Here is a 21,771-nt window from a genome sequence, read left to right as displayed (position 1 = left end):
AACGACCGGATCTTTATGGCGGCCCTTTACCCGGACCGCCCGCCGCCGGCCCCGGGTACGCCCGCGGCCCCCGGCTCGGAGAGCTCGGGGGCCGCGAAATCCGGTCCACGGTAGGTCACTTCGTGTGACCTACCGCGACCACCGGTCACCTCACGTCACGTCGTCGTAACCGCGCCGGCCGGTGTCGGCACCGTCCCCGCCGGTCTGCTCCGGCAGCATCCGGCTGGGCGCGACCGGCTCGATCGCGCCGACCTCGGACGGGGTCAGGTCGAGTTCGGACGCCTCGTCGTCGTCCAGGTCCCCGTCGGGGTTGGACCGCCGCCGGCGGCGGTCGTTGAAGAGGCAGATGGCGACGGCGCCGAAGTACAGCAGCACGATCGGCGCGGCCAGCAGCGACATGGTCAGCGGGTCACCGGTCGGGGTGGCCACCGCCGAGAAGATCGTGATGCCCAGCACCATGAACCGCCACCAGCTCAGCACCCGCTTGCCGGTGAGCACACCACCGAAGTTCAGCAGCACCAGCAGCAGCGGCAGCTCGAAGGAGAAGCCGAAGACCATCACCATGCGCGTGACGATGTCGAGGAAGTCGTCGGCGGGGAAGAGGTTGGCCCAGTCGCTGGGCGTCAGTCCGACCAGCGCGCCCGCGGTGGTCGGCAGCACCGCGTAGGCGAGGTAGGCGCCGCCGAGGAAGAGCGGTACGCCGGCGCCCACGAAGCTCAGCGCGTACTTCTTCTCGTGCTTGTGCAGACCGGGCGCGAGGAACGCCCAGAGCTGGTAGAGCCACAGCGGGCTGGCGGCGACCAGACCCGTCGTCAGCGACAGCTTGAGCATGATCGTGAACGGTGCCAGCAGACCGTTGGCGGTGATCTCCGCACACGGGTGCGACTTCCCACCGGTCGGCAACACGCCCTTGGGGCAGCCGACCGCGTCGATGACCGGCCCGGTGATGAAGTGGGCGATCGCCTTGTACTGCCACATGGCGATGATGGTGACCACGAGGATCGCCAGCACCGATTTCAGCAGCCGGTTGCGCAGCTCACGCAGATGTGCCGCAAGGGGCATCCGCCCCTCGGGGTCCTTCTGCTGATTGCGGGCAGACTTGGGCAACCCACTTCCTCGTCTCGTACGTCAGCCGCACCGACGGCGTCGGCACGGCCGGGATCGGCTCGGTCAGCTCTGGTTGGCGCGGTTCGGCTCGGCCACGGGGCGCGAGCTGGCCACGTCACCGGGCGCAGCCTGAATCGTACGAGGCGCCTGCTGGGCGGCGTCGGCCGGAGCCTGCGACGCGGCGCCGCTGTCAGCCGTCCGCTCCGCCTCGCTCTCCTTCTTCATCGCCTTGGCCTCGCTCTTGAGGATGCGGGCCGACTTGCCGAGCGAACGCGCCATGTCCGGCAGCTTCTTCGCGCCGAACAGCAGAAAGACCACGGCGACGATCAGCAGAATCTCGGGGAGCCTCAGGTTGGCTAGCATGTGCGACTACCTTCTCGCCGGGGCGGCGTCTCCTGTGGTGCCTGCCGATGGGGTCGGACTGGCGTCCGGATGGTGCCTCGATCGTAACGGTCCGCGGTGAACGTCCGGCAATCCCCGTGCATACTCCGGATTGCTTGCACCACCGCACGGTCGGAACCGCAAAGCAGCCTACCTTCCGGACGTCCCGGACAGCAGGGCGCCGCCCTCACGTCCGGTCGCGTCCCAGGTCGTGCATCCGCGAGGCGAGCGGCACCGCGGCCCGCTCCAGGTCCTCGGTGGCCCGCTGGATCCGCTCGGTCGCCGTACCGACCTCCCGGGCGAGCCGCCGCACCTCCGCGAAGACGCGGACGGCGAGGACGCCGAGGACGGCGATCCCCAGGAACCCGAGGGCGATAGCGATCATGGGCCAGAGCATGCGGCGAGCCTATCCGTTCGCCCCGGTCAGCCGGTGTGCAGCCGCAGCGTGCGCACCCCGCCGCCGGTGAGCAGCTCAACGATCCGCTCCCCGGCCGGCCTGCGCACCGCGCGGCCGCAGTCGGGGCAGGTGAAGGAGTAGAAGGTGGTGCGGCGGCTGGCGCCGATCGCCAGCCGGAAGGCGTCCGAGGCCAGTTCGAAACGCCCCCGGCACTCCGGGCAGGCCGCCTTGAAGAGCACCGGAGCGGTCATGCCCGCCAGAGTGGTCGTCACCATCGTGGTCGTCATCCTTCGCTGCCTCCTCCTACGGACATCGGTGCGCCGGCCCGCCTCCTGGGCGGGCCGGTCTCACTCGCCGTACGCCGCGAGAGCCTGCCGGGCGGCCTCCCGGGCGCTCGCCGCGAGCGCCGGCGGCGACACGATCCGGCCGTCCCGGCCCAACCGCAGCGCCAACCGCCGCAGCGACGCCGGGTCGGGGGTACGCAGGGTGATCCGCAGCCCCCCGTCGGGCATTTCCTCGGCGCTGTCGTGCGGGTAGTACTCGGCGACCCACCGGCCGCCGGGCCCGACCTCGATGGCGACCTCGGGATCCTCGGCCGCTGGCTGCACCAGCCCTTCCGACAGGTCGCGCAGTTCGACCGGCGGCGGGTCGGCCGGCGCGTCCAGCAGCTTGATCTCGGCGACCCGGTCGAGCCGGAAGGTGCGCCGGGCCTCGGAGAGCCGGCACCACGCCTCCATGTAGGTGTGGCCGACGGCGAAGAGCCGGATCGGGTCCACCTCGCGCTCGGTCAGTTCGTCGCGGGCCGGGGAGTAGTAGCGCAGCCACAGCCGGCGCCGCTCGGCGATGGCGCGGTCCACGTCGGCGAAGACCCCGCCCTCGGACTCGAAGGTCACCGACAGCCGGGAGCTGGCCCCGGCCGCCTCCCCGGCCGCCGCCTCCAGCTTGGCGGTGGCCCGCAGCAGCGCCTGCCGGTCGCCCTCGCGCAGCCCCGGAAGGGTGGCCACCGCACGGGCCGCGACCAGCAGCGCGGTGGCCTCGTCGGCGGCCAGCCGGAGCGGCTCGGCGACGTCGTCGGGGTTGTGCCACCAGATCCGGTCGCCGTCGGTGTCGATGTCCATCAGGTCGCCGCCGCGGAAGCTCGTCCCGCACATCGGCAGCACGTCGAGGTCGGCGATCAGCTCGTCCTCGGTGATGCCGAAGGCGCGGGCGACGTCGCTGACGTGGGCGCCGGGGCGCTCGCGCAGATACGTCACCAGCGACAGCATCCGGCGGGTTTGGTCGATCGCGTTCGCAGCCATGGTCCCGTCCCCTCTCAGCCCTTGGCCACCGCGCGCAGCCGGTCGATGACCTCGGCCCGCAGCTCCGCCGGCTCCACTACGACCACATCGGGCCCGAACTCCACCAGCCAGGCGTCCAGTCCGTGCCCCGAGGGGATCTCCAACTCGTCCCAGTCACCGTCCACTTCACGGACGGCCAGGGCGCGGGCCCGCAGCGGATAGCCGTGCCCGGCGCGGAGCTTGATCCGAGCGGTGCCGGTGGCGGTCTCCCCCGCCCAGCGCTCGACGGTCTCGCGGACGGTGACGTGGTCGGGCACCGGCGCGGTGAACTTCCCCTGCCGGGAACGGACCTTGCCGGTGATCCGGGAGAGCCGGAAGACCCGCTCGGCACTACGGTCCCGGTCCCAGCCGGCCACGTACCAGTGGCCGCGCCAGCACTCCAGGATCCACGGTTCGAGGTGCCGCTGCTCGGGCCGTGCCGCATTGGACTTGCGGTAGTCGAAGACCACCGGGCGGCGGTCCCGGCAGGCCAGCATCAGCGGTTCGAAGGCCGCCTCGTGGGTGGGGATCCGGGGTTCCAGCGCGCTGTGCGGCTGCCGGGCGTCCTGCTCGTCCGGCTCCCCGGCCAGCGGCATCCCGGCCGCCCGCAGCTTCTGCAACGCGCCACTGGCCGCACCGGCCAGCCGGGCCTGCTGCCAGACCTTGGCGGTGAGCCCGAGGGCCGCGGACTCCTCGGCGTCCAGGGTGATCGGGGGCAGCCGGTTGCTGTCGCGACGGGCGAGGTAGCCGACCTCGCCGTCGATGCCGTCCACGGTCTCGATGACCAGGCCCAGCTCGCGCAGGTCGTCCTTGTCCCGCTCGAACATCCGGTTGAAGGAGTCGTCGCCGGCGGAGTGCCCCGCCCCGAAGCCCGCCCCCGCGCCCGGCCCGAAGGCTTCGACGTATGCCTCGATGGACGACCGCAGCTCATGCTTGGTCAGCGGGCGTCGCGTCCCCAACAGGCACAGCGCCAGATTCATCAGCCGCTCGGCCTTGGCAATCGCCATCGACGCCCTCTCTCGTTAGCTCCCAACGGGTGACCGTACCGCCCTGGGTGCGTACGGCAAAGCCGAGGGCCCATGCCATCAAGCATGGGCCCTCGGAACGCCGTACGGGTCTCAGACGGAGACCAGGTCGCAGACGAAGATCAGCGTCTCGCCGGGCGCGATCAGGCCACCGCCGGCGCCACGCTCACCGTAGGCGAGGTGCGACGGGATCGTCAGCCGGCGCCGGCCGCCCACCTTCATGCCCGCCACGCCCTTGTCCCAACCCTGGATGACCTGGCCGGCGCCCAGCTGGAACTGGAGCGGCTTGCCGCGGTTCCAGCTGGCGTCGAACTCCTCACCGGTGCTGAAGGAGACGCCGACGTAGTGCACGGAGACCGTGTCCCCGACCTTGGCGACCGGCCCGTCACCCTCCCACAGGTCCACGATCTCCAGGTCGGTGGGAGCCGGGCCCTCAGGGAAGTCGATCTCGGGCTTGTCGATGTTCACGTATGTGCTCCTACCTGGGAATCTTTGCGATTACCGGGTCAGTCTCGCAGATCCCGTGCGGCCGTCAGCTCAGACCGTGCCGACGATGTCGACCACGAAGACCAGGGTGTTCTTCGCCAGCTCGTGCTGCGGGCTGGCGCCGTAGCCCAGCTTCGGCGGGATCACGATTTCCACCCGGTCCCCGACGTGCTTACCGACCAGTGCCTGGTCCCAGCCCTGGACGACCTGCCCGGTGCCGATCTGGAAGGCCGTCGCGCCACCGTGGTCCCACGAGGAGTCGAACTTCTTCCCGTCCTCCCACTTCACGCCGGTGTACTGGGCGATCAGGCCGTCACCGGCCTTCACCTCCGGGCCCTTGCCCTTGATCAGCACCTGCTGCTTGAGGTCGGTGGGCGCCTTCTCCCCCTCGGGAATGGTGATCGTCGCGGCCTTGTCGTCCGCGGCCTTCACCTCCGGCATCCCGCTCTCCGGCGCCGCCTGGGTGCCCTCGGCCTTCGCCTTCTTGTCCACCTTCTGCGCGCCGACCACGTCGACGACCCAGACCAGGCCGTCCTCCGGCTTGATCCCCGACTGCGGGTTGAGGCCCTCGCCGATCAGTGCCTTGGCGGTGCCCTCGACCTCGAACCGGCTGCCGACCTTCTGCCCGGCCGCGGCGGTCAGCACCTTCGGCGGCAGCATCTGCTGCGTCATCTGGTCGGTGACCTCGGTGACCACCTGGCTACGTGCCGCACCCGGCTTGGCGCCCGGCTGCGGCGTCCAGCTGCTGCCCAGGTTCTGGCCCTTCATGGTCTGCGCGGTGAAGTCCAGACGGACCAGGTCGCCCTTCTTGACGACCGCGCCCTTGCCCTCCGCCACGGTCTTGGTGACGACCTTGTCGGCCGGCTTGGCGTCCTTGGGCACGGAGATCGTGGGCTTCGCACCGGGCTTGCCCGTCACCTTGGCCACCGCGGCGTCGGAGGTCTTGCCGTCATCGGACCCGCAGGCGGCGGTGAGGAGCAGAACGGGCACCGCCAGCGCGGCAGCGGCGGCGCGACGGGCGTGCGTGGCGAACGGGCGGGGGAAGCGCCCCCCGGGAGAATTCAGCATCTGTCCAACTCGGGCTCGTGGGGAAGATGGGCAATGCCCGCCACTCTACGACCTGTCGCTGTGGCCGCTTCCTGTTAACACAACAGCCCGTCGCGGCACGGCAATGCGCCGAGAGCATTCACGCTCCCGGCGCACCCCTGTGCATTCCTGACGTCACATCCCGGCGATCAGCTTCTCCACCCGGTCGTCGACGGAACGGAACGGGTCCTTGCACAGCACCGTGCGCTGCGCCTGGTCATTGAGCTTCAGATGCACCCAGTCGACCGTGAAATCACGACGCTGCTCCTGAGCCCGACGAATGAAGTCGCCACGCAACCGCGCACGCGTGGTCTGCGGCGGAACCGACTTGCCCTCGAAGATCTTCAAGTCGTTGCAGATCCGTGCCGCTTGGCCCTTCCGCTCCAGGAGGTAGTAAAGACCCCGGCGGCGGTGAATGTCGTGATACGCGAGGTCTATCTGCGCCACGCGCGGATGGGACATGCTGAGGTTGTTCTTTGCGCGGTACCGCTCGATGAGCTGATGTTTCATCACCCAGTCGATCTCGGTGGAGATACGGTCCAGGTCCTCGTCCCGGATCGCCTCCAGCGTCCGGCCCCACAGCTCCAGGACCCGCTCGACGGTGCCCGTGCGAATTCCGCGACGGTCGCAGAAATCGACGGCCTTTTCGTAGTACTCCTGCTGCACTTCGAGCGCGGACGCCTCGCGACCGCTGGCCAATCGCACCTTGCGCTGACCGGTGGTGTCGTGACTGACCTCACGGATCGCCCGGATCGGGTTCTCCAGCGTCAGATCGCGCATGACGGTGCCCGCCTCGATCATCCGCAGCACCAGGTCCGTGGCCCCGACCTTGAGCATCATCGTGGTCTCGGACATGTTCGAGTCGCCGACGATGACGTGCAGTCGGCGGTAGCGCTCGGCGTCCGCGTGCGGTTCGTCCCGGGTGTTGATGATCGGCCGGGAGCGGGTGGTCGCCGAGGAGACGCCCTCCCAGATGTGCTCGGCACGCTGGCTGACGCAGTAGACCGCGCCGCGCGGCGTCTGCAGCACCTTGCCGGCGCCGCACAACAACTGCCGGGTGACGAGGAACGGAATGAGGATGTCCGCGAGCCGGGAGAACTCGCCGTGCCGGGCCACGAGATAGTTCTCGTGACAGCCGTAGGAGTTTCCCGCCGAATCGGTGTTGTTTTTGAAGAGATAGACGTCGCCCGCGATTCCCTCCTCGTGCAGGCGGCGTTCGGCGTCGACGAGCAGACCTTCGAGAATGCGTTCGCCAGCCTTGTCGTGGGTGACCAGCTCGGTCACGTTGTCGCACTCGGGAGTTGCGTATTCCGGGTGTGAACCCACGTCCAAGTACAGGCGGGCGCCGTTCCGCAGGAAGACGTTGCTGCTGCGGCCCCATGACACGACACGGCGGAAGAGGTACCGAGCCACTTCGTCAGGTGACAGTCGGCGCTGTCCCCTGAACGTGCACGTGACGCCGTACTCGTTCTCCAGCCCGAAAATGCGGCGGTCCATGACTGAACATTACGCCTGATGGCCTGCTCTGAAACCGGGTTCGACGGCCCCGTTTCGATCATTTTCCGCCCGGACCGCTTCCTCGGCGGGCAGCACCGGATCCCCCAGGAATCGCTTCATCGACAAAAGCACCAGCAGACCGACGACCCCGGAGACACCGGCGACCGCGAACCCCGCGGCCGGTCCGCCCCCTTCCAGTGCCGGGCCGGCCACCGAGGCACCCGCAGCCGAACCGACCCCGAACGTCGTCACCAACCAGGAGAACGCCTCCGTCACCGTCCCCTTGGGCGCATGCCGGTCCACCACCACGAACGCGCAGGCCAACGCCGGCGCCAGGAACACCCCGGCGAGACCGGTGAGCGCCGCCATCCCGGCCACCCCGGGCACCAGGAACAGCGGCAGGTAGCCCAGCGCCAGCAGCACCACGAGCAGTCGCAGTCGCGACTCCGGGCTCCCCGGCCACTGCCGGGCACCGTAGACCAACCCCCCGGCCAGCGCGCCCACCCCGAGCGCGGAGAGCAGATAGCTGGAGACCATCCCGCCGCCGTGCAGGTCGGCGTACGCCACCGCCGCCACCGCGATCGACCCCAGCGCCAGCCCGACGAAGAAGAAGGTGCCGATCAGCACCAACAGCCCGGGCGAGCGCAGCGCCCCCAGCCAGTGCGCCTCCCGGGGCGCGCTGCGCCACTGGCGCGACGGCGGGGAGACCACGACGGAGAGCGCCCCGAGCACCCCGATCGCGTTGATCACCAGCAGCGCCGCCGCTGCCGACCAGGCCGCCACGCAGAGCGTCACCAGCAACGGCCCGACCGCGAACATGACTTCCTGCGCCACCGCGTCGAGCGCGTACGCGGCATGCACCCGGTCCGCCCGCTGGAGCACCCCCGGCCACAGTGCCCGCAGCCCGCCCTCCAGCGGCGGGGTGAAGAACCCGGCGATCACCATGGCGACGTAGGCGGGCCACCGCGGCTCCACCCCGACGGCGGCGAGCAGCGCCATGCCGAGCGCGGAGAGCACCGAGGCCGGCAGCATCACCCGGGGCTGCCCGTAGACGTCCACGGCGCGGCCGAGCAGCGGTTGACCGATGGCGTTGCAGACGCCGTAGATCGCCGAGAGCGCGCCGGCCAGGGCGTAGCTGCCGCCCTGGCCCCGGACGAAGAGAACCACCGCCAGCGCCGCGGTGGCGTTCGGCAGCCGGCCGACCAGGGTCCCGGTCAGCAGCCGGGCGGCATGCCGGGTCTTGAGCAAATCCGCATATCCCGCAGCCACGCCTGCCCCTCTCCGCCCGGTCCGAGCCGGGGAGTGTTACGTATAACGTGCGGCGTCATAAGTACCATGACGGCAACCCGCGGGTCCACCCCCGCAGTGCCGGACCCAAGGAGTGACGCGCCCGGTGACCAGCCACGAGGCCGCACCCGACGGCCCCCAGCCACCACCGGGCGGTGCCCCCGGCCGGGCCGCCGCCCGGGTCACCAGCCGCGATGTCGCACGCGCCGCCGGCGTCTCGCAGGCGGCGGTCTCCCTGGTCCTCGGCGACAAGTGGCGCGGTCGGGTCTCCTCCGGCAAGGCCGAGGTGGTCCGGGCCGCCGCCCGCGAGCTGGGCTACCGCCCCAACCTCGCCGCCCGCAGCCTGCGCACCGGCCGCACCCGCACCGCACTGCTGGTCGTCCCGGCGCTCACCACCGAGTTCTTCGCGCGGGTCTATACCGGCGCCGCCCGGATCGCCGCCGACCACGATTTCGGCGTGGTGCTCTACCCCTCCCCCGAGGGCACCGGCCCGGCCCCCGACCCCTTCGACTCCGCCTCCGCCGCCCTGGACGGCGTCATCGCCTCGTCGATGGCGGCCGACGCCCTCACCGCGCTGCGCAGTGCCGGGCTGCCGCTGGTGATGCTCGACAGCGACCCCGCCGACCGCACCGCCTCCGCCGCCGTCAACCTCGACATCGCCGACGGCGTACGGCAGTTGGCCACCCATCTCACCGACCTGGGCCACCGCCGGATCACCCACCTCGCGGCCGATGTGGACTCCTGGACGTTCGCCGTGCGCGCCCGGGCCCTCACCGACGCCCTGGCCGACATCCCCGGCACGGTCCTGCGCCGGCAGCCGGCCGCCCTGGGCGTCGACGCCGGCCTGCGGGCCGCGCACGCCGCGCTGACGGCCCCCGGCCCCCGCCCCACCGCGCTGCTGTGCGACGACGACATCATCGCCGCCGGCGCCTGCAAGGCGGTCCGCCGCCTCGGCCTGCGGATCCCCGAGGACATCTCGGTCACCGGCTTCGACGACCTGGCCCTCGCGGTCGCCGTGGAGCCGGAACTGACGACCGTACGCCTCCCCGCCGAGGAGTTCGGCGAGGCCGGTATGCGGGCACTGATGGCCGTTCTGGACGGCACCCCGGCCGACGCCGCCACCCTCCCCGTCGCCCTCGTCCCGCGCGGCTCCACGGCGCCGCCGCCGGACTCCCCGCACAACACCGCGCGCCCCGGCGGGTGATGACCCACCGGGGCGCGCGGTCCGGGCTGCCGGCCCGGAAGCGGAGTGTCGCGGTCCTCAGTCGTCCGAGGGGCCGGCCTCCGACTCGCCGCCGTCCGCCTCCGCGGCGGTGTCCTTGCCGGATCCCTTGCCGTTCGCGCCGGACGCGGCACCGTCCGAGGACTCCCCCGCGTCCGCCGCGGGCTTGCCCTTTTCCTTCTCCGCGGCGGCGTGCTCGTCCAGCAGTCGGGACAGCTGCCGCCCCAGGATCCGCTTGAACTTCCGCTTCTGCGGGCGGGTGCGGTCCAGCACCGCGACCTCAAGGTGCTCGGCGGTCAGCGTCCGCTCGCCGCCGTTGGTGTCCCGGGAGAGCGAGTCGACCGCCAGCCGGAGCGCCTCCGCCAGGGACATCCCGTCGCGGTGGCGCTGGTCGAGATAGCTGCTGATCTGGTCGGCGTTGCCGCCCACCGCGACCGAGCCGTGCTCGTCCACGATCGAGCCGTCGTGCGGCAGTCGGTAGATCTGGTCGTCCTCGGGGGCGTTGCCCACCTCGGCGACGATCAGTTCGACCTCGTAGGGCTTCTCGGCCGCGCTGGAGAAGATCGTGCCGAGCGTCTGCGCGTAGACGTTGGCCAGCCCGCGGGCGGTCACGTCCTCCCGGTGGTAGGTGTAACCGCGCAGGTCGGCGTAGCGGACGCCACCGATCCGCAGGTTCTCGAACTCGTTGTACTTGCCGACCGCCGCGAAGGCGATCCGGTCATAGATCTCGCTGACCTTGTGCAGAGCCCGGGAGGGATTCTCGGCGACGAAGAGCACGCCGTCGGTGTATTGCAGCACCACGACGCTGCGGCCGCGCGCAATGCCCTTGCGGGCGTACTCGGCGCGGTCGGCCATGGCCTGCTGGGGTGAGACATAGAACGGCGTCGACACCGGCTATCCGTCCCTTCCTGTCAAAAGCTCTCTCGCTGTCTGGGGGCGCACCACGAATCATCCGTCCCGTCAGAGCAGCGCGGCGCGCGGGCCGTCGGGCTGTTCGAGTCGGCGCTCGTGCACGGCACGGGCGATCTCCGAGACCTCGGCCTCGGTCAGCTTCTTGAAGCCCTCTTCGGTGATCACCGTGACGATCGGGTAGATCCGCCGCGCCATGTCCGGCCCGGCGGTCGCCGAGTCGTCGTCGGCGGCGTCGTAGAGCGCCTGGACGACGGCGGTGGCGGCCTGATGCTCCGTGAAGTCCTCCCGGAAGAGCTTCTTGAGAGCACTGCGCGCGAAGACCGAGCCGGAGCCGGTCGCCGCGAAGCCGCGCTCCTCCGAGCGCCCACCGGTGACGTCGTACGAGAAGATCCGGCCCTTCTCGCGGTCGAGGTCGTAGCCGGCGAACAGCGGCACCACGGCGAGGCCCTGCATGGCCATCCCGAGGTTGCTGCGGATCATCGTCGAGAGCCGGTTCGCCTTGCCCTCCAGGGAGAGTTGGGCTCCCTCGACCTTCTCGAAGTGCTCCAGCTCCAGCTGGAACAGCTTGACCATCTCGATCGCGAGCCCGGCCGTGCCCGCGACGCCGACCGCCGAGTACTCGTCGGCCGGGAAGACCTTCTCCATGTCGCGCTGCGCGATGACGTTGCCCATCGTCGCCCGGCGGTCACCGGCGAGCACCGCACCGCCGGGGAACGAGAGCGCCACGATGGTGGTGCCGTGCGGGGCCTCGACGACGCCCTGTGCGGACGGCAGCGGGCGGTTGCCCGGCAGCAGCTCGGGCACGTGCTGCCCGAGGAAGTCCATGAACGACGAGGATCCAGGCGTCAGGAAGGCAGCTGGCAGACGCCCGGTGCTGGGAGTGTTGGCTTCCACACGTTTCCTTCCGGATACTCGGCCGCCCGCCCCGAAGCACGTTCGGCCGATCCATGAATTGATCCAAGGCTGCGTTGCAGCTGAAGCAGAGTACGTCTCGGACCCTACCCGCCCCGGAGCCGTGATCCACATGTCGGGATCCGGTATCGAACAGACCGGGCAGAACCCGCCCGAAGCCGTGCACGCCGACCGGGCACCATGCGCGGGAATTCCTCTTCGCACCGCGCACGGCACACCGGCCGACGAGCGTCAGATATAAGCGCCCGATTTGCGCTTACTGTCCGCCTTTTTGGACAAAAGACCGCACGAAATCCTCGGCATTTTCTTCGAGGACATCGTCGATCTCATCCAAGACGGAATCCACGTCGTCGGACAATTTCTCCTGGCGCTCCTTGAGGTCCCCCGACGCCTCCGCGTCCTGGGTCTGCTCCTCGACCTCTTCGGTGGACCGGGTGGCCCGCTGCTGTCCGCCGCCGCTGTCCTTGGTCGCCATATCCCTCACCCCGCTCGGTTCGCCCCGCTCGATGTGACCTTCAAGATCCGACCCTACAAGCAGGGTCCGACATCGGCCCTGCACTTGCTGCAACGCCCGGGAGTCACCTGAATGATTCCCGCACCGGGGCCGATTCAGCCTTCGATCGGCTATCGATCATGGCGGATTTGCCATGAACCTGCCCCGCTTCAGCGCCCGGACAACGTCCTGACCAGCTCTTCTGCCGTACGGCAGCGGTCCAGGAGCTCCTTCACGTGCTTACGGGTCCCGCGTAGCGGTTCCAACGTGGGCACCCGTTGCAGAGAGTCACGACCGGGCAGGTCGAAAATGACCGAATCCCACGAGGCGGCGGCCACATCGTCCGCGTACTGCTCCAGGCAGCGGCCGCGGAAATAGGCCCTGGTGTCCTCCGGAGGCTTCAGCTCGGCCTGCTCCACCGCCGACTCGTCCAACAGCCGCTTCATCTTGCCGCGCGCCGCCAGACGGTTGTACAGGCCCTTCTCGGCACGTACGTCGGCGTACTGGAGGTCGACGAGGTGCAGTCGGGCGGCGTCCCAGTCCAGGCCGTCCCGGCGACGGTAGCCCTCCATCAGCTCCCGCTTGGCGACCCAGTCCAGCTCCCCCGACAGGCTCATCGGGTCGTTCTCCAGCCGGCCCAGTACGTCCTCCCACCGGGACAGCACGTCGCGGGTCTGCTCGTCCGCGTCCGCGCCGTAACGGTCCTCGACGTACTTGCGGGCCAGTTCGAAGTACTCCATCTGAAGCTGCACCGCGGTCAGGGTGCGCCCGCTGCGAAGCGTGATCACCTGGCGCAGCGACGGGTCGTGCGAGACCTGGTGCAGAGTGCGGACCGGCTGGTCAACGGCGAGATCGACGGCGATGAAGCCGTCCTCGATCATGGACAGCACCAGCGCGGTGGTGCCCAGCTTCAGGTACGTCGAGATCTCGGAGAGGTTGGCGTCGCCGATGATCACGTGCAGCCGGCGGTACTTCTCGGCGTCCGCGTGCGGTTCGTCCCGGGTGTTGATGATGGGCCGCTTGAGAGTCGTCTCCAGGCCCACCTCCACCTCGAAGTAGTCGGCGCGCTGGCTGATCTGGAAGCCGTGCTCGTGACCGTCCTGGCCGATGCCGACCCGGCCGGCGCCGGTGACCACCTGCCGGGAGACGAAGAACGGGGTCAGGTGGCGCACGATGTCCGAGAACGGGGTCTCCCGCTTCATCAGGTAGTTCTCGTGCGTCCCGTAGGAGGCGCCCTTGTTGTCGGTGTTGTTCTTGTAGAGGTGGATGGGCTGGGCGCCGGGGACCTGCGCCGCGCGCTCGGCGGCCTCCGCCATGATCCGCTCGCCGGCCTTGTCCCACAGGACCGCGTCCCGCGGATTGGTGACCTCGGGAGCGCTGTACTCGGGGTGTGCGTGGTCGACGTAGAGCCTGGCCCCGTTGGTGAGGATCACATTGGCCAGCCCGATGTCCTCGTCCGTGAGCTGGCTGGAGTCGGCGGCCTCGCGGGCGAGGTCGAAGCCGCGGGCGTCCCGCAGCGGGTTCTCCTCCTCGAAGTCCCAGCGAGCACGTCGTGCCCGGTGCATCGCGGCCGCGTAGGCGTTGACGACCTGGGACGAGGTGAGCATGGCATTGGCGTTCGGGTGGCCGGGGACGGAGATCCCGTACTCCGTCTCGATTCCCATTACTCGCCGTACGGTCATGCGGCCCTCCTTGCCCGGCGGCGCCCCCGGATGGGGCAGGCGCTCAAAAACCGCTGCACTTCCGGTTCCCGTGCGTTCCCCGCGCCCGCACAGCGAGACGCAGCGGTACCGAAGAGCCTAGAACGCCTTTGCGGCGCTGGGGAGATCATTACAGTCATTGCTCCAGTCCGGTTTTCCCTGGTCCGTCGCCGGACCGCCGGGGCGGTCCGCGCGCCCCCGGAAAAGCGTCCGGCTGCGGACGCCCCGTGCAGGACATCCGCAGCCGGAGAGCGGTGTTACAGGTATTGGCCGGTATTCGCCACCGTGTCGATGGAGCGACCGGTGTCCGCGCCCTGCTTTCCAGTGACCAGGGTGCGGATGTAGACGATCCGCTCGCCCTTCTTTCCGGAGATCCGGGCCCAGTCGTCCGGGTTGGTGGTGTTGGGCAGGTCCTCGTTCTCCTTGAACTCGTCCACGCACGCCTGGAGGAGGTGGGAGACCCGCAGACCCTTCTGGTTGTGCTCAAGGAAAGCCTTGATGGCCATCTTCTTCGCACGTCCGACGATGTTTTCGATCATCGCGCCGGAGTTGAAGTCCTTGAAGTAAAGGACTTCCTTGTCACCATTGGCATAGGTGACCTCCAGGAAGCGGTTTTCCTCGGATTCCGCATACATCTGCTCGACGACCGACTGGATCATTCCGCTGACCGCCGCCTTACGGGAATTCCCGTGCTCGGTGAGGTCGTCGGAGTGCAGCGGGAGCCTTTCCGTGAGGTACTTCGAGAAGATGTCCTTGGCGGCCTCCGCGTCCGGACGCTCGATCTTGATCTTCACGTCGAGGCGGCCTGGGCGCAGGATCGCCGGGTCGATCATGTCCTCGCGGTTCGAGGCACCGATGACGATGACGTTTTCCAGGCCCTCGACGCCGTCGATCTCGGAGAGCAGCTGCGGGACGATGGTGTTCTCCACGTCCGAGCTGACCCCGGATCCACGGGTGCGGAAGAGGGAGTCCATCTCGTCGAAGAAGACGATGACGGGCGTCCCCTCGCTCGCCTTCTCCCTGGCGCGCTGGAAGACCAGGCGGATGTGCCGCTCGGTTTCGCCGACGTACTTGTTGAGCAGCTCGGGGCCCTTGATGTTCAGGAAGAAGCTCTTCCCGGCGGGCTGCCCGGTCACCTCGGCGACCTTCTTGGCAAGGGAGTTGGCGACCGCCTTGGCGATGAGGGTCTTGCCACAACCGGGCGGGCCGTAGAGCAAGACACCCTTGGGCGGGCGGAGTTCGTGCTCCTTGAAGAGGTCCGGGTAGAGGTAGGGGAGCTCGACCGCGTCCCGGATCTGCTCGATCTGGCCGCTCAGACCACCGATCTTGGTGTAGTCGATGTCCGGGACCTCTTCGAGGACCAGCTCCTCGACCTCGCTCTTGGGGATGACCTCGTAGACGTAGCCGGAGCGGGTGTCGAGCAGCAGGGCGTCGCCGGGACGGATGGTGACGTCCAGCAGCGGCTCGGCGAGCCGCACCACCCGCTCCTCGTCGGTGTGCCCGACAACCAGTGCGCGCTCGCCGTCCTCAAGGACTTCCTTGAGGGTGACGATGTCGCCGGCGCTCTCGAACTCCATGGCCGCGACCACGTTGAGCGCTTCGTTGAGCATCACCTCTTGGCCGCGCCGGAGGTCTTCGGCCTCGACGCTGGGGCTGACGTTCACCCGGAGCTTGCGGCCCCCGGTGAAGATGTCGACGGTGCCGTCCTCATTGACCTGTAGGAAGACACCGAAGCCGGCCGGCGGCTGCGCGAGCCGGTCGACCTCCTCCTTGAGGGCGACAATCTGGTCGCGGGCCTCGCGGAGCGTATTGGCGAGGCGTTCATTCTGGGCGGAAACACCGGCCAGGTTGGTCTGCAGCTCGACGATCCGCTCTTCGAGAATCCTCGTGTGCCGCGGAGAGTCGGCGAGCTTACGTCGCAGGACGGCGATCTCCTGCTCAAGATAGGCAACCTGACCGGCTGGATCTTCAGACCCGCGCCCCGGCCGGATGCCGCGGTTGATGTCGTCGTCGTGGGCTGCCACGGTCCTCACCTCCTCCAAGGAGCTGGACGCTTCCAGACCCTACCTGGGCCGGTGCAGGTTGAAACCCCTAGATCGAAAAGACTGTCGGGGTGTGTCCGATCTTCACCCTTGCGCACGTCCTCACGCCAGGGGAATACCCACCCAACAACATCGGAAAGCGAGCGGTTGTATCGTCGAGTCGGTCAACACCCGTCAGGGCTGGCGCCACTTAGACAAAAACGGTTCACGTAAGTAGGAACGGCAGGCGAGATGACCGCGCAGGACGAAGCACCGGAGCTGGAAGTCTGGATCGACCAGGACCTGTGCACCGGGGACGGGATCTGCGCGCAGTACGCGCCGGAGGTCTTCGAGCTGGACATCGACGGCCTGGCCTATGTGAAGAGCGCGGACGATGATCTGCTGCAGGACAAGGGCGCCACAACGCCTGTCCCGTTGCCGCTGCTCAACGACGTGCGGGACTCGGCCAAGGAGTGCCCGGGCGACTGCATCCACGTGCGCCGGGTCTCCGACCACGTCGAGGTCTACGGGCCGGACGCGGAGTGACTGGCTGCGCGTACGCGCAGTGGACGCCGCGCGTACGCGGCGTAGGCACGACGTAGCAGAACACCGCAGACACACGCGTCGTGTGACGGATCAGGCACCTGCGGTGGTCGATGAGGCGGGGAGTTCGCTCTGGACGAACTTCCCGCCTTGCCATTGCCACTTGACGGTCTTGTGCACGTCCGGCATGTAGCTGGGCACGTCCGGTGAGGAGTAGCCCTGGACGGTCGCGGAGACGGCCCGGCCCTGGAGGGTGATGTCCTGGACGGAGAGCCGCTGGGCGGGCGCCAGGAGGGTCGCCACGATGCGCGGTGGGGCCTTGGGGTCGGAGGGCTGGGCGAGGACGTAGACGCCGCTGGGCGGGGTGCCGGCTTCGGTGTGGCAGCGGACCACGGCGACGGTCTGGGTGCTGCCGGCGCCGTCGAGGTCCCCGGAGAGCTTCTGGACCACGTCGAGGCGGTTGGGTCCGCAGTTGACGGGGAACGTCACGCGGCCCGGATCGGGTGCCGCGGTCACCGGGGCGTCCTTGGTGGTGGTGCCGGCGGCCGTGGCGGTGGCCCCGGAAGGCTGGAAGAGGGACGAGACCGCGATCACCGCCGAGAGGACGGTGGCGGTGGCGAGCCAGTGCATGGGGTGGGGCTGGGTGTGCAACAGGTCCTGGCCTGCCAAGGGCTGCACGCGGGGTAACTCCTGTGAGGTGCTGTGGCGGTGGGAGTGCCCAGCATCGTTCCACAGCAGGGGGCGGCAAGGAACCGGCGGGGGCGGAGTTTTCTGTGCCGGTCCGGAGGGAGAACGAAACGGCGCCGCCGGCGGTTCCCGCTCGGGGGGAACTCGTCGGCGGCGCCGGTCGGTTCGGTGACCTGCCGGGCGGCGTCAGTCGCGCTCGGGCGAACCGTCGGTGAGGTCCGCGGTGAGGTCGGCCGCGGCGGCCCCGTCGGGCTTGTCGGCGGCGTTCTTCTCCCGACCCGCGGCGGTGGCCTTCTCCCGCCCGGGACCGGCGTAGTCCTCGCCGTAGGCGCCCTTCGCGGGCCGGCGGCGGCGCAGCGGGGGCTCGACGCCGTCGGCCAGCCGGCGGGCGGTCAGCAGGAAGCCGGTGTGGCCGATCATGCGGTGGTCGGGACGGACCGCGAGGCCCTCCACGTGCCAGGTGCGGACCATGGTCTCCCAGGCCGACGGCTCGTTGAAGGTGCCGTGTTCGCGGATCGCCTCCACGGTGCGGGCCAGCTGCGTGGTCGTGGCCACGTAGGCGCAGAGGATGCCGCCGGGCACCAGGGCCTTGGAGACGGCCTCCAGGCACTCCCAGGGGGCGAGCATGTCCAGGATGACGCGGTCGACGTCGGTGTCGGAGAGATTGTCCTGGAGGTCGCCCACGGTGAGCGTCCAGGCGGGGTGCGGACCGCCGAAGTAGCGCTCCACGTTCTGGGTGGCGATCTCGGCGAAGTCGGCGCGGCGCTCGTAGGAGTGCAGCATGCCGTCGTCACCGATGGCGCGCAGCAGGAAGCTGCTCAGCGAGCCGGATCCCACCCCCGCCTCGACGACGCGGGCGCCGGGGAAGATGTCGGCCATCGCCAGGATCTGCCCCGCGTCCTTGGGGTAGACCACGGCGGCACCGCGGGGCATGGACAGGACGTAGTCGGGGAGCAGGGGACGCAGCGCGAGGTAAGCGACGTTTCCGGTGGTACGGACAACACTGCCCTCGGGCGCGCCGATCAGCTCGTCGTGGGGGAAGGCTCCCTTGTGGGTGTGGAAGCTCTTGCCCTCTTCGAGCGTGAAGGTGTAGTGGCGTCCCTTGGGGTCGGTGAGCTGGACCTGGTCCCCGACCTTGAAGGGCCCACGACGGCGGGCGGCACCGGTCGGTTCGGACATGTGACCAGCCTACCGGCCGTTCGGCGTCCGCCGTACCACGGGCATCGGGCCGGCCCCTGCGACCGGCCCCGCCATCAGGCCCGTCGAACGGAACGGGGCCCCCGGCTGGGGGCTACCCAGGGGTGGCGGCGGGGAACCGCCTCCGGGCGGACGGTCAGGAGGGGCGGGCCATGGCGGCGACGAAGGCGCGTTCCACATCCGCGGTGGAAAGGACTCCGTAGATCGCGCCGGATCGTTCGACGACGAGGTACTCGGTGGCGGGGGTGGCGCGGAGGTGGTCCAGGAGGTCCTCGCCGGCGAGTTCGGCGGCGACCCGCATGCCGTCCTTGAGGTCCTGGGCGAGGGTGCCGACGGCGACCCACGGACGGCGGTGTTCGGGGATGCCGACGAGGGCGGCCTCGCGGACCAGGGCGGTGGGGAGTCCCTGGCGGTCGACGACGACCAGGGCGCGGGCGCCGGCGTCGTTGGCGCGGCGCAGCGCCTCGGACAGCGGGGTGTCGGTCTCGACGGGGATGGCGCGCCGGGTGAGCGTACGGGCGGTGAGGTCGGGGAGGCGTTCGCGCAGCCGGGCCATGCGGAGGCTGTTGCCGGCGCCGGTCCAGATGATGGCGGCGAGGATCGCGGCGAGCAGGGCGTCGGTGAGCGAGTCGGCGCCGCCGATCTCCTCGGGGGCCTGGCCGAGGGCGCCGGTGTGGGTGAGCAGTGGCAGGCCGATGAGGACGGTGACGGCCAGCGCGCGGCCGACCCAGGCGGCGGCGACGGTGCCGCTCATCGGCTTGCCGGTGATCTTCCAGACGACGGCGCGCAGCATCCGGCCGCCGTCCAGGGGGAGGCCGGGGAGCAGGTTGAAGATCGCGACGATGAGGTTGGAGACCATCAGGCCGGCGAGCAGGACGCCGGGGACCGTGCCCGGTTCGACCATCTGCATGCCCACGTAGAAGACGCCGGCGAGGACCAGGGAGAGGAGCGGGCCGACGAAGGCGAGGACGAACTCCCGCCCGGGGGTCTCGGTCTCCTTCTCTATCTCGGAGACGCCGCCGAAGAACTGGAGCTGGATCCGGCGGACGGGGAGTTTGAAGCGGAGCGCCGCGACGGTGTGCGCGAGTTCGTGGACGAGCACGGAGGCGTAGAAGGCGACCGCGAAGAAGAGGGAGACCAGGTAGCGGGCGGCGCCCAGCTCGGGGAGGACCCGCTCCAGTTGGCCGCCGAAGACCCAGGTGATCAGGGCCGCGACCAGGAACCAACTGGGCGCGACGTAGACGGGCACGCCGAAGGGGCGGCCCATGAGGATGCCGCCGCCGGGGGCTTTCTGGCCGGTGTTCGCCCGGTCGGTGCCCTGTGGTGCGTCCGGTGGGCCCGGTGGCGCCGCCGGGGGCCCGTCAGGTGTCTGCACGGGCGGCTGGGGCGGCCGGTCCTGCCCGGACTCCTGGGGGTCCTGCGGCTTCCCGCTCTCGTCCACGGCGTCCCCTCGTCGAATACGGCTTTGGCACCTGCACTGTCTGACAACTCGATCATGCAGGGCAAAGGTGCCCGACGTCGATGGTATGCGGAGCTTCCGGCCGTGATCCGCTGCGGGGCGAGGCGAACGGCGGGCTCACGGTCAGTGACCCTTCCGCGATTGTCAGTGGCGGGCCGTAGGGTTCTGTGGCATGGGATGGAGCACGGAGAAGACCGAGGTGGACGCGCCGGGTGGCGGGCCGGAGCCGGCGGCGGTGCCCGCGCAGGGGTCGGTGCCGGCCGGGGCCGCGGCGCCGACGCAGGGTGGGGCGCAGCCGCCGGTGGCGTTGTCGCCGTCGCGGGCGAGCGACTTCATGCAGTGCCCGCTGCTCTACCGCTTCCGCGTGATCGACAAGCTGCCGGAGAAGCCGAGCCCGGCGGCGACCCGCGGCACGGTGGTGCATGCGGTGCTGGAGCGGCTCTTCGACGCGCCCGCGGTGGAGCGCACGGCGGACGGGGCCCGCGCGCTGGTGCCGGTGGAGTGGGAGAAGCTGCTTGCCAAGCGCCCGGAGTTGGTCGGGCTGTTTCCTGATGACGTGGACGGGGCGCTGCTGGGCCAGTGGCTGGCGGAGGCCGAGGGGCTGGTGGACCGCTGGTTCACGCTGGAGGATCCGACGCGGCTGGAGCCGGCCGACCGCGAGCTGTACGTGGAGACGGTGCTGGATTCCGGGCTGCGGCTGCGGGGGTTCATCGACCGGGTCGATGTGGCGCCGACGGGCGAGGTGCGGCTGGTCGACTACAAGACCGGTAAGGCGCCGCGGCCGCAGTTCGCCGAGGGCGCGCTGTTCCAGATGAAGTTCTACGCGCTGGTGATGTGGCGGCTGCGGCGTGTGGTGCCGCGCCGGCTCCAGCTGGTGTACCTGGGCAGCGGGGAGGTGGTGACGTACGACCCGGGCGAGGCCGATCTGCGGGCCGTGGAGCGGAAGTTGCTGGCGCTGTGGGAGGCGATCCGGCTGGCGACGGAGACCGGTGACTGGCGGCCGCGGCCGACGAAGCTGTGCGGCTGGTGCGACCACCAGGCGCACTGTCCGGAATTCGGCGGCACTCCCCCGGTGTATCCGCTGCCGGTGCGGGCGACGGCTGATCCGGCTGGGGGTCCGGGGGTCGCCCCCCGGGAGACACAGTCGCTGCCGGTGCGGGCGACGGCTGATCCGGCCGGAGGTCCGGGGGTTGCTCCCCGAGAGGCGCAGTCGCTGCCGGTGCGCCCGGCGGAGGGCGGGAGTGGGCCGCAGGGCAGAATGGAGCAGATCGAGTAGATCGATCCCCGTCGAAGGAGAGCTTGTGGCCATCCGCGTCCTGCTGGTCGACGACCAGCCCCTGCTGCGTACGGGTTTCCGGATGATTCTGGAAGCCGAGCAGGATCTGGCGGTCGTAGGTGAGGCGGGCGACGGGCTTCAGGCGCTGGAGCAGGTACGGGCGTTGCAGCCCGATGTGGTGCTGATGGACATCCGGATGCCGCGGATGGACGGCGTCGAGGCGACCCGGCAGATCACCGGCCCGGCGAAGGACGGCCCGGCGAAGGTGCTGGTACTGACCACGTTCGACCTGGACGAGTACGTCGTCGAGGCGCTGCGGGCCGGGGCCAGCGGCTTCCTGCTCAAGGACGCCCCGGCCAACGAACTGGTGCAGGCGATCCGGGTGGTGGCGGCGGGCGAGGCGATGCTCGCGCCGAGCATCACCCGGCGGTTGTTGGACAAGTACGCCGAGCATCTGCCGTCGGGTGAGGAGCCGGTGCCGGACACCCTCCACACGCTCACCGAGCGGGAGGTGGAGGTGCTGAAGCTGGTGGCCCGCGGGTTGTCGAACGCGGAGATCGCCGCGGACCTGTTCGTCAGCGAGACGACGGTCAAGACGCACGTGGGGCACGTGCTGACGAAGCTGGGGCTGCGGGACCGGGTGCAGGCGGCGGTGTACGCGTACGAGAGCGGGCTGGTGCGGCCCGGCGCGCAGTAGTCGCAGCGCGGACGGCGGCGGGGCCGGTCCGGGGTGTCCCCGGGCGGCCCCCCCCCCCGGGGGGGGGGGG

At 70.1% G+C, this 21,771-nt stretch carries 22 protein-coding genes and 1 pseudogene; 4 read left to right on the top strand and 19 right to left on the bottom strand.

From position 1 onward, the window contains the following. Nucleotides 1-150 precede the first annotated feature (150 nt). The 10 genes from tatC to ACFVT2_RS38815 all read right to left on the bottom strand — a co-directional run bounded on the left by tatC (nucleotide 151) and on the right by ACFVT2_RS38815 (nucleotide 8,564). On the bottom strand, nucleotides 151-1,107 hold the full coding sequence (gene tatC / locus ACFVT2_RS38860) for a twin-arginine translocase subunit TatC (protein WP_390026013.1): 957 nt from the start codon (nucleotides 1,105-1,107) through the stop codon (nucleotides 151-153). A 63-nt stretch (nucleotides 1,108-1,170) separates the two neighbouring features. Then, the gene (gene tatA / locus ACFVT2_RS38855) at nucleotides 1,171-1,470 is read right to left on the bottom strand and encodes a Sec-independent protein translocase subunit TatA (RefSeq protein ID WP_390026011.1); all 300 of its coding nucleotides are present in this window, start codon (nucleotides 1,468-1,470) and stop codon (nucleotides 1,171-1,173) included. A 205-nt stretch (nucleotides 1,471-1,675) separates the two neighbouring features. Then, entirely contained in the window at nucleotides 1,676-1,885 is a 210-nt protein-coding gene (locus ACFVT2_RS38850) for a hypothetical protein (protein WP_390026009.1), read from the bottom strand. 26 nt (nucleotides 1,886-1,911) lie between these two features. Continuing rightward, entirely contained in the window at nucleotides 1,912-2,172 is a 261-nt protein-coding gene (locus ACFVT2_RS38845; protein ID WP_390026008.1) for a hypothetical protein, read from the bottom strand. A 60-nt stretch (nucleotides 2,173-2,232) separates the two neighbouring features. After that, nucleotides 2,233-3,183, bottom strand: coding sequence for a helix-turn-helix transcriptional regulator (locus ACFVT2_RS38840; RefSeq protein WP_390026006.1), 951 nt, complete (start codon nucleotides 3,181-3,183; stop codon nucleotides 2,233-2,235). Between the two features lie 14 nt (nucleotides 3,184-3,197). Beyond that, complete coding sequence (locus ACFVT2_RS38835) at nucleotides 3,198-4,208, bottom strand: helix-turn-helix transcriptional regulator (RefSeq protein WP_390026004.1); 1,011 nt, start codon at nucleotides 4,206-4,208, stop codon at nucleotides 3,198-3,200. A 111-nt stretch (nucleotides 4,209-4,319) separates the two neighbouring features. After that, a complete protein-coding gene (locus ACFVT2_RS38830; RefSeq protein WP_390026002.1) occupies nucleotides 4,320-4,694 on the bottom strand; it encodes an FKBP-type peptidyl-prolyl cis-trans isomerase in 375 nt (124 codons plus the stop codon). Between the two features lie 69 nt (nucleotides 4,695-4,763). Next, on the bottom strand, nucleotides 4,764-5,780 hold the full coding sequence (locus ACFVT2_RS38825; protein ID WP_390026000.1) for an FKBP-type peptidyl-prolyl cis-trans isomerase: 1,017 nt from the start codon (nucleotides 5,778-5,780) through the stop codon (nucleotides 4,764-4,766). 153 nt (nucleotides 5,781-5,933) lie between these two features. Then, complete coding sequence (gene pafA, locus ACFVT2_RS38820) at nucleotides 5,934-7,295, bottom strand: Pup--protein ligase (protein WP_390025998.1); 1,362 nt, start codon at nucleotides 7,293-7,295, stop codon at nucleotides 5,934-5,936. A 9-nt stretch (nucleotides 7,296-7,304) separates the two neighbouring features. Further along, entirely contained in the window at nucleotides 7,305-8,564 is a 1,260-nt protein-coding gene (locus tag ACFVT2_RS38815; RefSeq protein ID WP_390025997.1) for an MFS transporter, read from the bottom strand. Nucleotides 8,565-8,688: 124 nt separating this feature from the next. Between ACFVT2_RS38815 and ACFVT2_RS38810 the strand changes: the two genes are divergently transcribed. Beyond that, nucleotides 8,689-9,786: a LacI family DNA-binding transcriptional regulator gene (locus tag ACFVT2_RS38810; RefSeq protein WP_390025995.1), complete on the top strand. Its 1,098-nt coding sequence runs from the start codon at nucleotides 8,689-8,691 to the stop codon at nucleotides 9,784-9,786. A gap of 57 nt (nucleotides 9,787-9,843) precedes the next feature. On the opposite strand, the gene prcA is transcribed toward ACFVT2_RS38810, so the two are convergent. From prcA to arc, 6 genes and pseudogenes are all read right to left on the bottom strand, one after another. Then, nucleotides 9,844-10,695 carry a proteasome subunit alpha gene (prcA, locus tag ACFVT2_RS38805; RefSeq protein ID WP_390025993.1) on the bottom strand — a complete coding sequence of 284 codons (852 nt, stop codon included), beginning with the start codon at nucleotides 10,693-10,695 and terminating at the stop codon, nucleotides 9,844-9,846. Between the two features lie 69 nt (nucleotides 10,696-10,764). Beyond that, nucleotides 10,765-11,610: a proteasome subunit beta gene (gene prcB, locus ACFVT2_RS38800; RefSeq protein WP_390025992.1), complete on the bottom strand. Its 846-nt coding sequence runs from the start codon at nucleotides 11,608-11,610 to the stop codon at nucleotides 10,765-10,767. Between the two features lie 79 nt (nucleotides 11,611-11,689). After that, a pseudogene (locus ACFVT2_RS38795) lies at nucleotides 11,690-11,740 on the bottom strand (hypothetical protein); the annotation flags it as partial. Nucleotides 11,741-11,884: 144 nt separating this feature from the next. Next, nucleotides 11,885-12,103, bottom strand: a complete 219-nt coding sequence (locus tag ACFVT2_RS38790) for a ubiquitin-like protein Pup (RefSeq protein WP_067353550.1) — start codon at nucleotides 12,101-12,103, stop codon at nucleotides 11,885-11,887. Between the two features lie 188 nt (nucleotides 12,104-12,291). Further along, nucleotides 12,292-13,803: a depupylase/deamidase Dop gene (gene dop / locus ACFVT2_RS38785; protein ID WP_390025990.1), complete on the bottom strand. Its 1,512-nt coding sequence runs from the start codon at nucleotides 13,801-13,803 to the stop codon at nucleotides 12,292-12,294. A gap of 275 nt (nucleotides 13,804-14,078) precedes the next feature. Next, on the bottom strand, nucleotides 14,079-15,845 hold the full coding sequence (arc, locus tag ACFVT2_RS38780; RefSeq protein ID WP_390025988.1) for a proteasome ATPase: 1,767 nt from the start codon (nucleotides 15,843-15,845) through the stop codon (nucleotides 14,079-14,081). A gap of 249 nt (nucleotides 15,846-16,094) precedes the next feature. Between arc and ACFVT2_RS38775 the strand changes: the two genes are divergently transcribed. Further along, the gene (locus tag ACFVT2_RS38775; protein ID WP_390025986.1) at nucleotides 16,095-16,388 is read left to right on the top strand and encodes a ferredoxin; all 294 of its coding nucleotides are present in this window, start codon (nucleotides 16,095-16,097) and stop codon (nucleotides 16,386-16,388) included. A 90-nt stretch (nucleotides 16,389-16,478) separates the two neighbouring features. Here the strand turns inward: ACFVT2_RS38775 and ACFVT2_RS38770 are convergent, their stop codons facing one another. The 3 genes from ACFVT2_RS38770 to ACFVT2_RS38760 form a co-directional block, all read right to left on the bottom strand. After that, nucleotides 16,479-17,063, bottom strand: coding sequence for a hypothetical protein (locus ACFVT2_RS38770; protein WP_390025984.1), 585 nt, complete (start codon nucleotides 17,061-17,063; stop codon nucleotides 16,479-16,481). Between the two features lie 195 nt (nucleotides 17,064-17,258). Then, nucleotides 17,259-18,251: a tRNA (adenine-N1)-methyltransferase gene (locus ACFVT2_RS38765; protein WP_390025982.1), complete on the bottom strand. Its 993-nt coding sequence runs from the start codon at nucleotides 18,249-18,251 to the stop codon at nucleotides 17,259-17,261. A 154-nt stretch (nucleotides 18,252-18,405) separates the two neighbouring features. Next, nucleotides 18,406-19,710, bottom strand: coding sequence for a site-2 protease family protein (locus tag ACFVT2_RS38760; protein ID WP_390025980.1), 1,305 nt, complete (start codon nucleotides 19,708-19,710; stop codon nucleotides 18,406-18,408). A gap of 190 nt (nucleotides 19,711-19,900) precedes the next feature. Here ACFVT2_RS38760 and ACFVT2_RS38755 point away from each other — a divergent pair, with 190 nt between their 5' ends. Both ACFVT2_RS38755 and ACFVT2_RS38750 read left to right on the top strand, forming a co-directional pair. Beyond that, a complete protein-coding gene (locus tag ACFVT2_RS38755; protein WP_390025979.1) occupies nucleotides 19,901-21,004 on the top strand; it encodes a RecB family exonuclease in 1,104 nt (367 codons plus the stop codon). A gap of 25 nt (nucleotides 21,005-21,029) precedes the next feature. Next, complete coding sequence (locus ACFVT2_RS38750; RefSeq protein WP_390025977.1) at nucleotides 21,030-21,701, top strand: response regulator; 672 nt, start codon at nucleotides 21,030-21,032, stop codon at nucleotides 21,699-21,701. Nucleotides 21,702-21,771 lie beyond the last annotated feature (70 nt).

The sequence above is a fragment of the Streptomyces sp. NPDC058000 genome (genome assembly GCF_042886435.1).
Classification (GTDB): Bacteria; Actinomycetota; Actinomycetes; order Streptomycetales; family Streptomycetaceae; genus Streptomyces.
The sequence above is the reverse complement of the archived record's forward strand: the minus strand, read 5'-3'. Positions and strand labels throughout refer to the sequence as shown.

What these genes read in the sequence shown, in the direction of transcription:
- ACFVT2_RS38775 (WP_390025986.1), top strand. Translation starts at nt 16,095, where the DNA reads ATGACCGCGCAGGACGAAGCACCGGAGCTGGAAGTCTGGATCGACCAG.
- tatA (WP_390026011.1), bottom strand. Translation starts at nt 1,470, where the DNA reads ATGCTAGCCAACCTGAGGCTCCCCGAGATTCTGCTGATCGTCGCCGTG.
- pafA (WP_390025998.1), bottom strand. Translation starts at nt 7,295, where the DNA reads ATGGACCGCCGCATTTTCGGGCTGGAGAACGAGTACGGCGTCACGTGC.
- ACFVT2_RS38840 (WP_390026006.1), bottom strand. Translation starts at nt 3,183, where the DNA reads ATGGCTGCGAACGCGATCGACCAAACCCGCCGGATGCTGTCGCTGGTG.
- ACFVT2_RS38845 (WP_390026008.1), bottom strand. Translation starts at nt 2,172, where the DNA reads ATGACGACCACGATGGTGACGACCACTCTGGCGGGCATGACCGCTCCG.
- dop (WP_390025990.1), bottom strand. Translation starts at nt 13,803, where the DNA reads ATGACCGTACGGCGAGTAATGGGAATCGAGACGGAGTACGGGATCTCC.
- ACFVT2_RS38755 (WP_390025979.1), top strand. Translation starts at nt 19,901, where the DNA reads ATGGGATGGAGCACGGAGAAGACCGAGGTGGACGCGCCGGGTGGCGGG.
- ACFVT2_RS38765 (WP_390025982.1), bottom strand. Translation starts at nt 18,251, where the DNA reads ATGTCCGAACCGACCGGTGCCGCCCGCCGTCGTGGGCCCTTCAAGGTC.
- ACFVT2_RS38835 (WP_390026004.1), bottom strand. Translation starts at nt 4,208, where the DNA reads ATGGCGATTGCCAAGGCCGAGCGGCTGATGAATCTGGCGCTGTGCCTG.
- ACFVT2_RS38790 (WP_067353550.1), bottom strand. Translation starts at nt 12,103, where the DNA reads ATGGCGACCAAGGACAGCGGCGGCGGACAGCAGCGGGCCACCCGGTCC.
- ACFVT2_RS38825 (WP_390026000.1), bottom strand. Translation starts at nt 5,780, where the DNA reads ATGCTGAATTCTCCCGGGGGGCGCTTCCCCCGCCCGTTCGCCACGCAC.
- ACFVT2_RS38850 (WP_390026009.1), bottom strand. Translation starts at nt 1,885, where the DNA reads ATGCTCTGGCCCATGATCGCTATCGCCCTCGGGTTCCTGGGGATCGCC.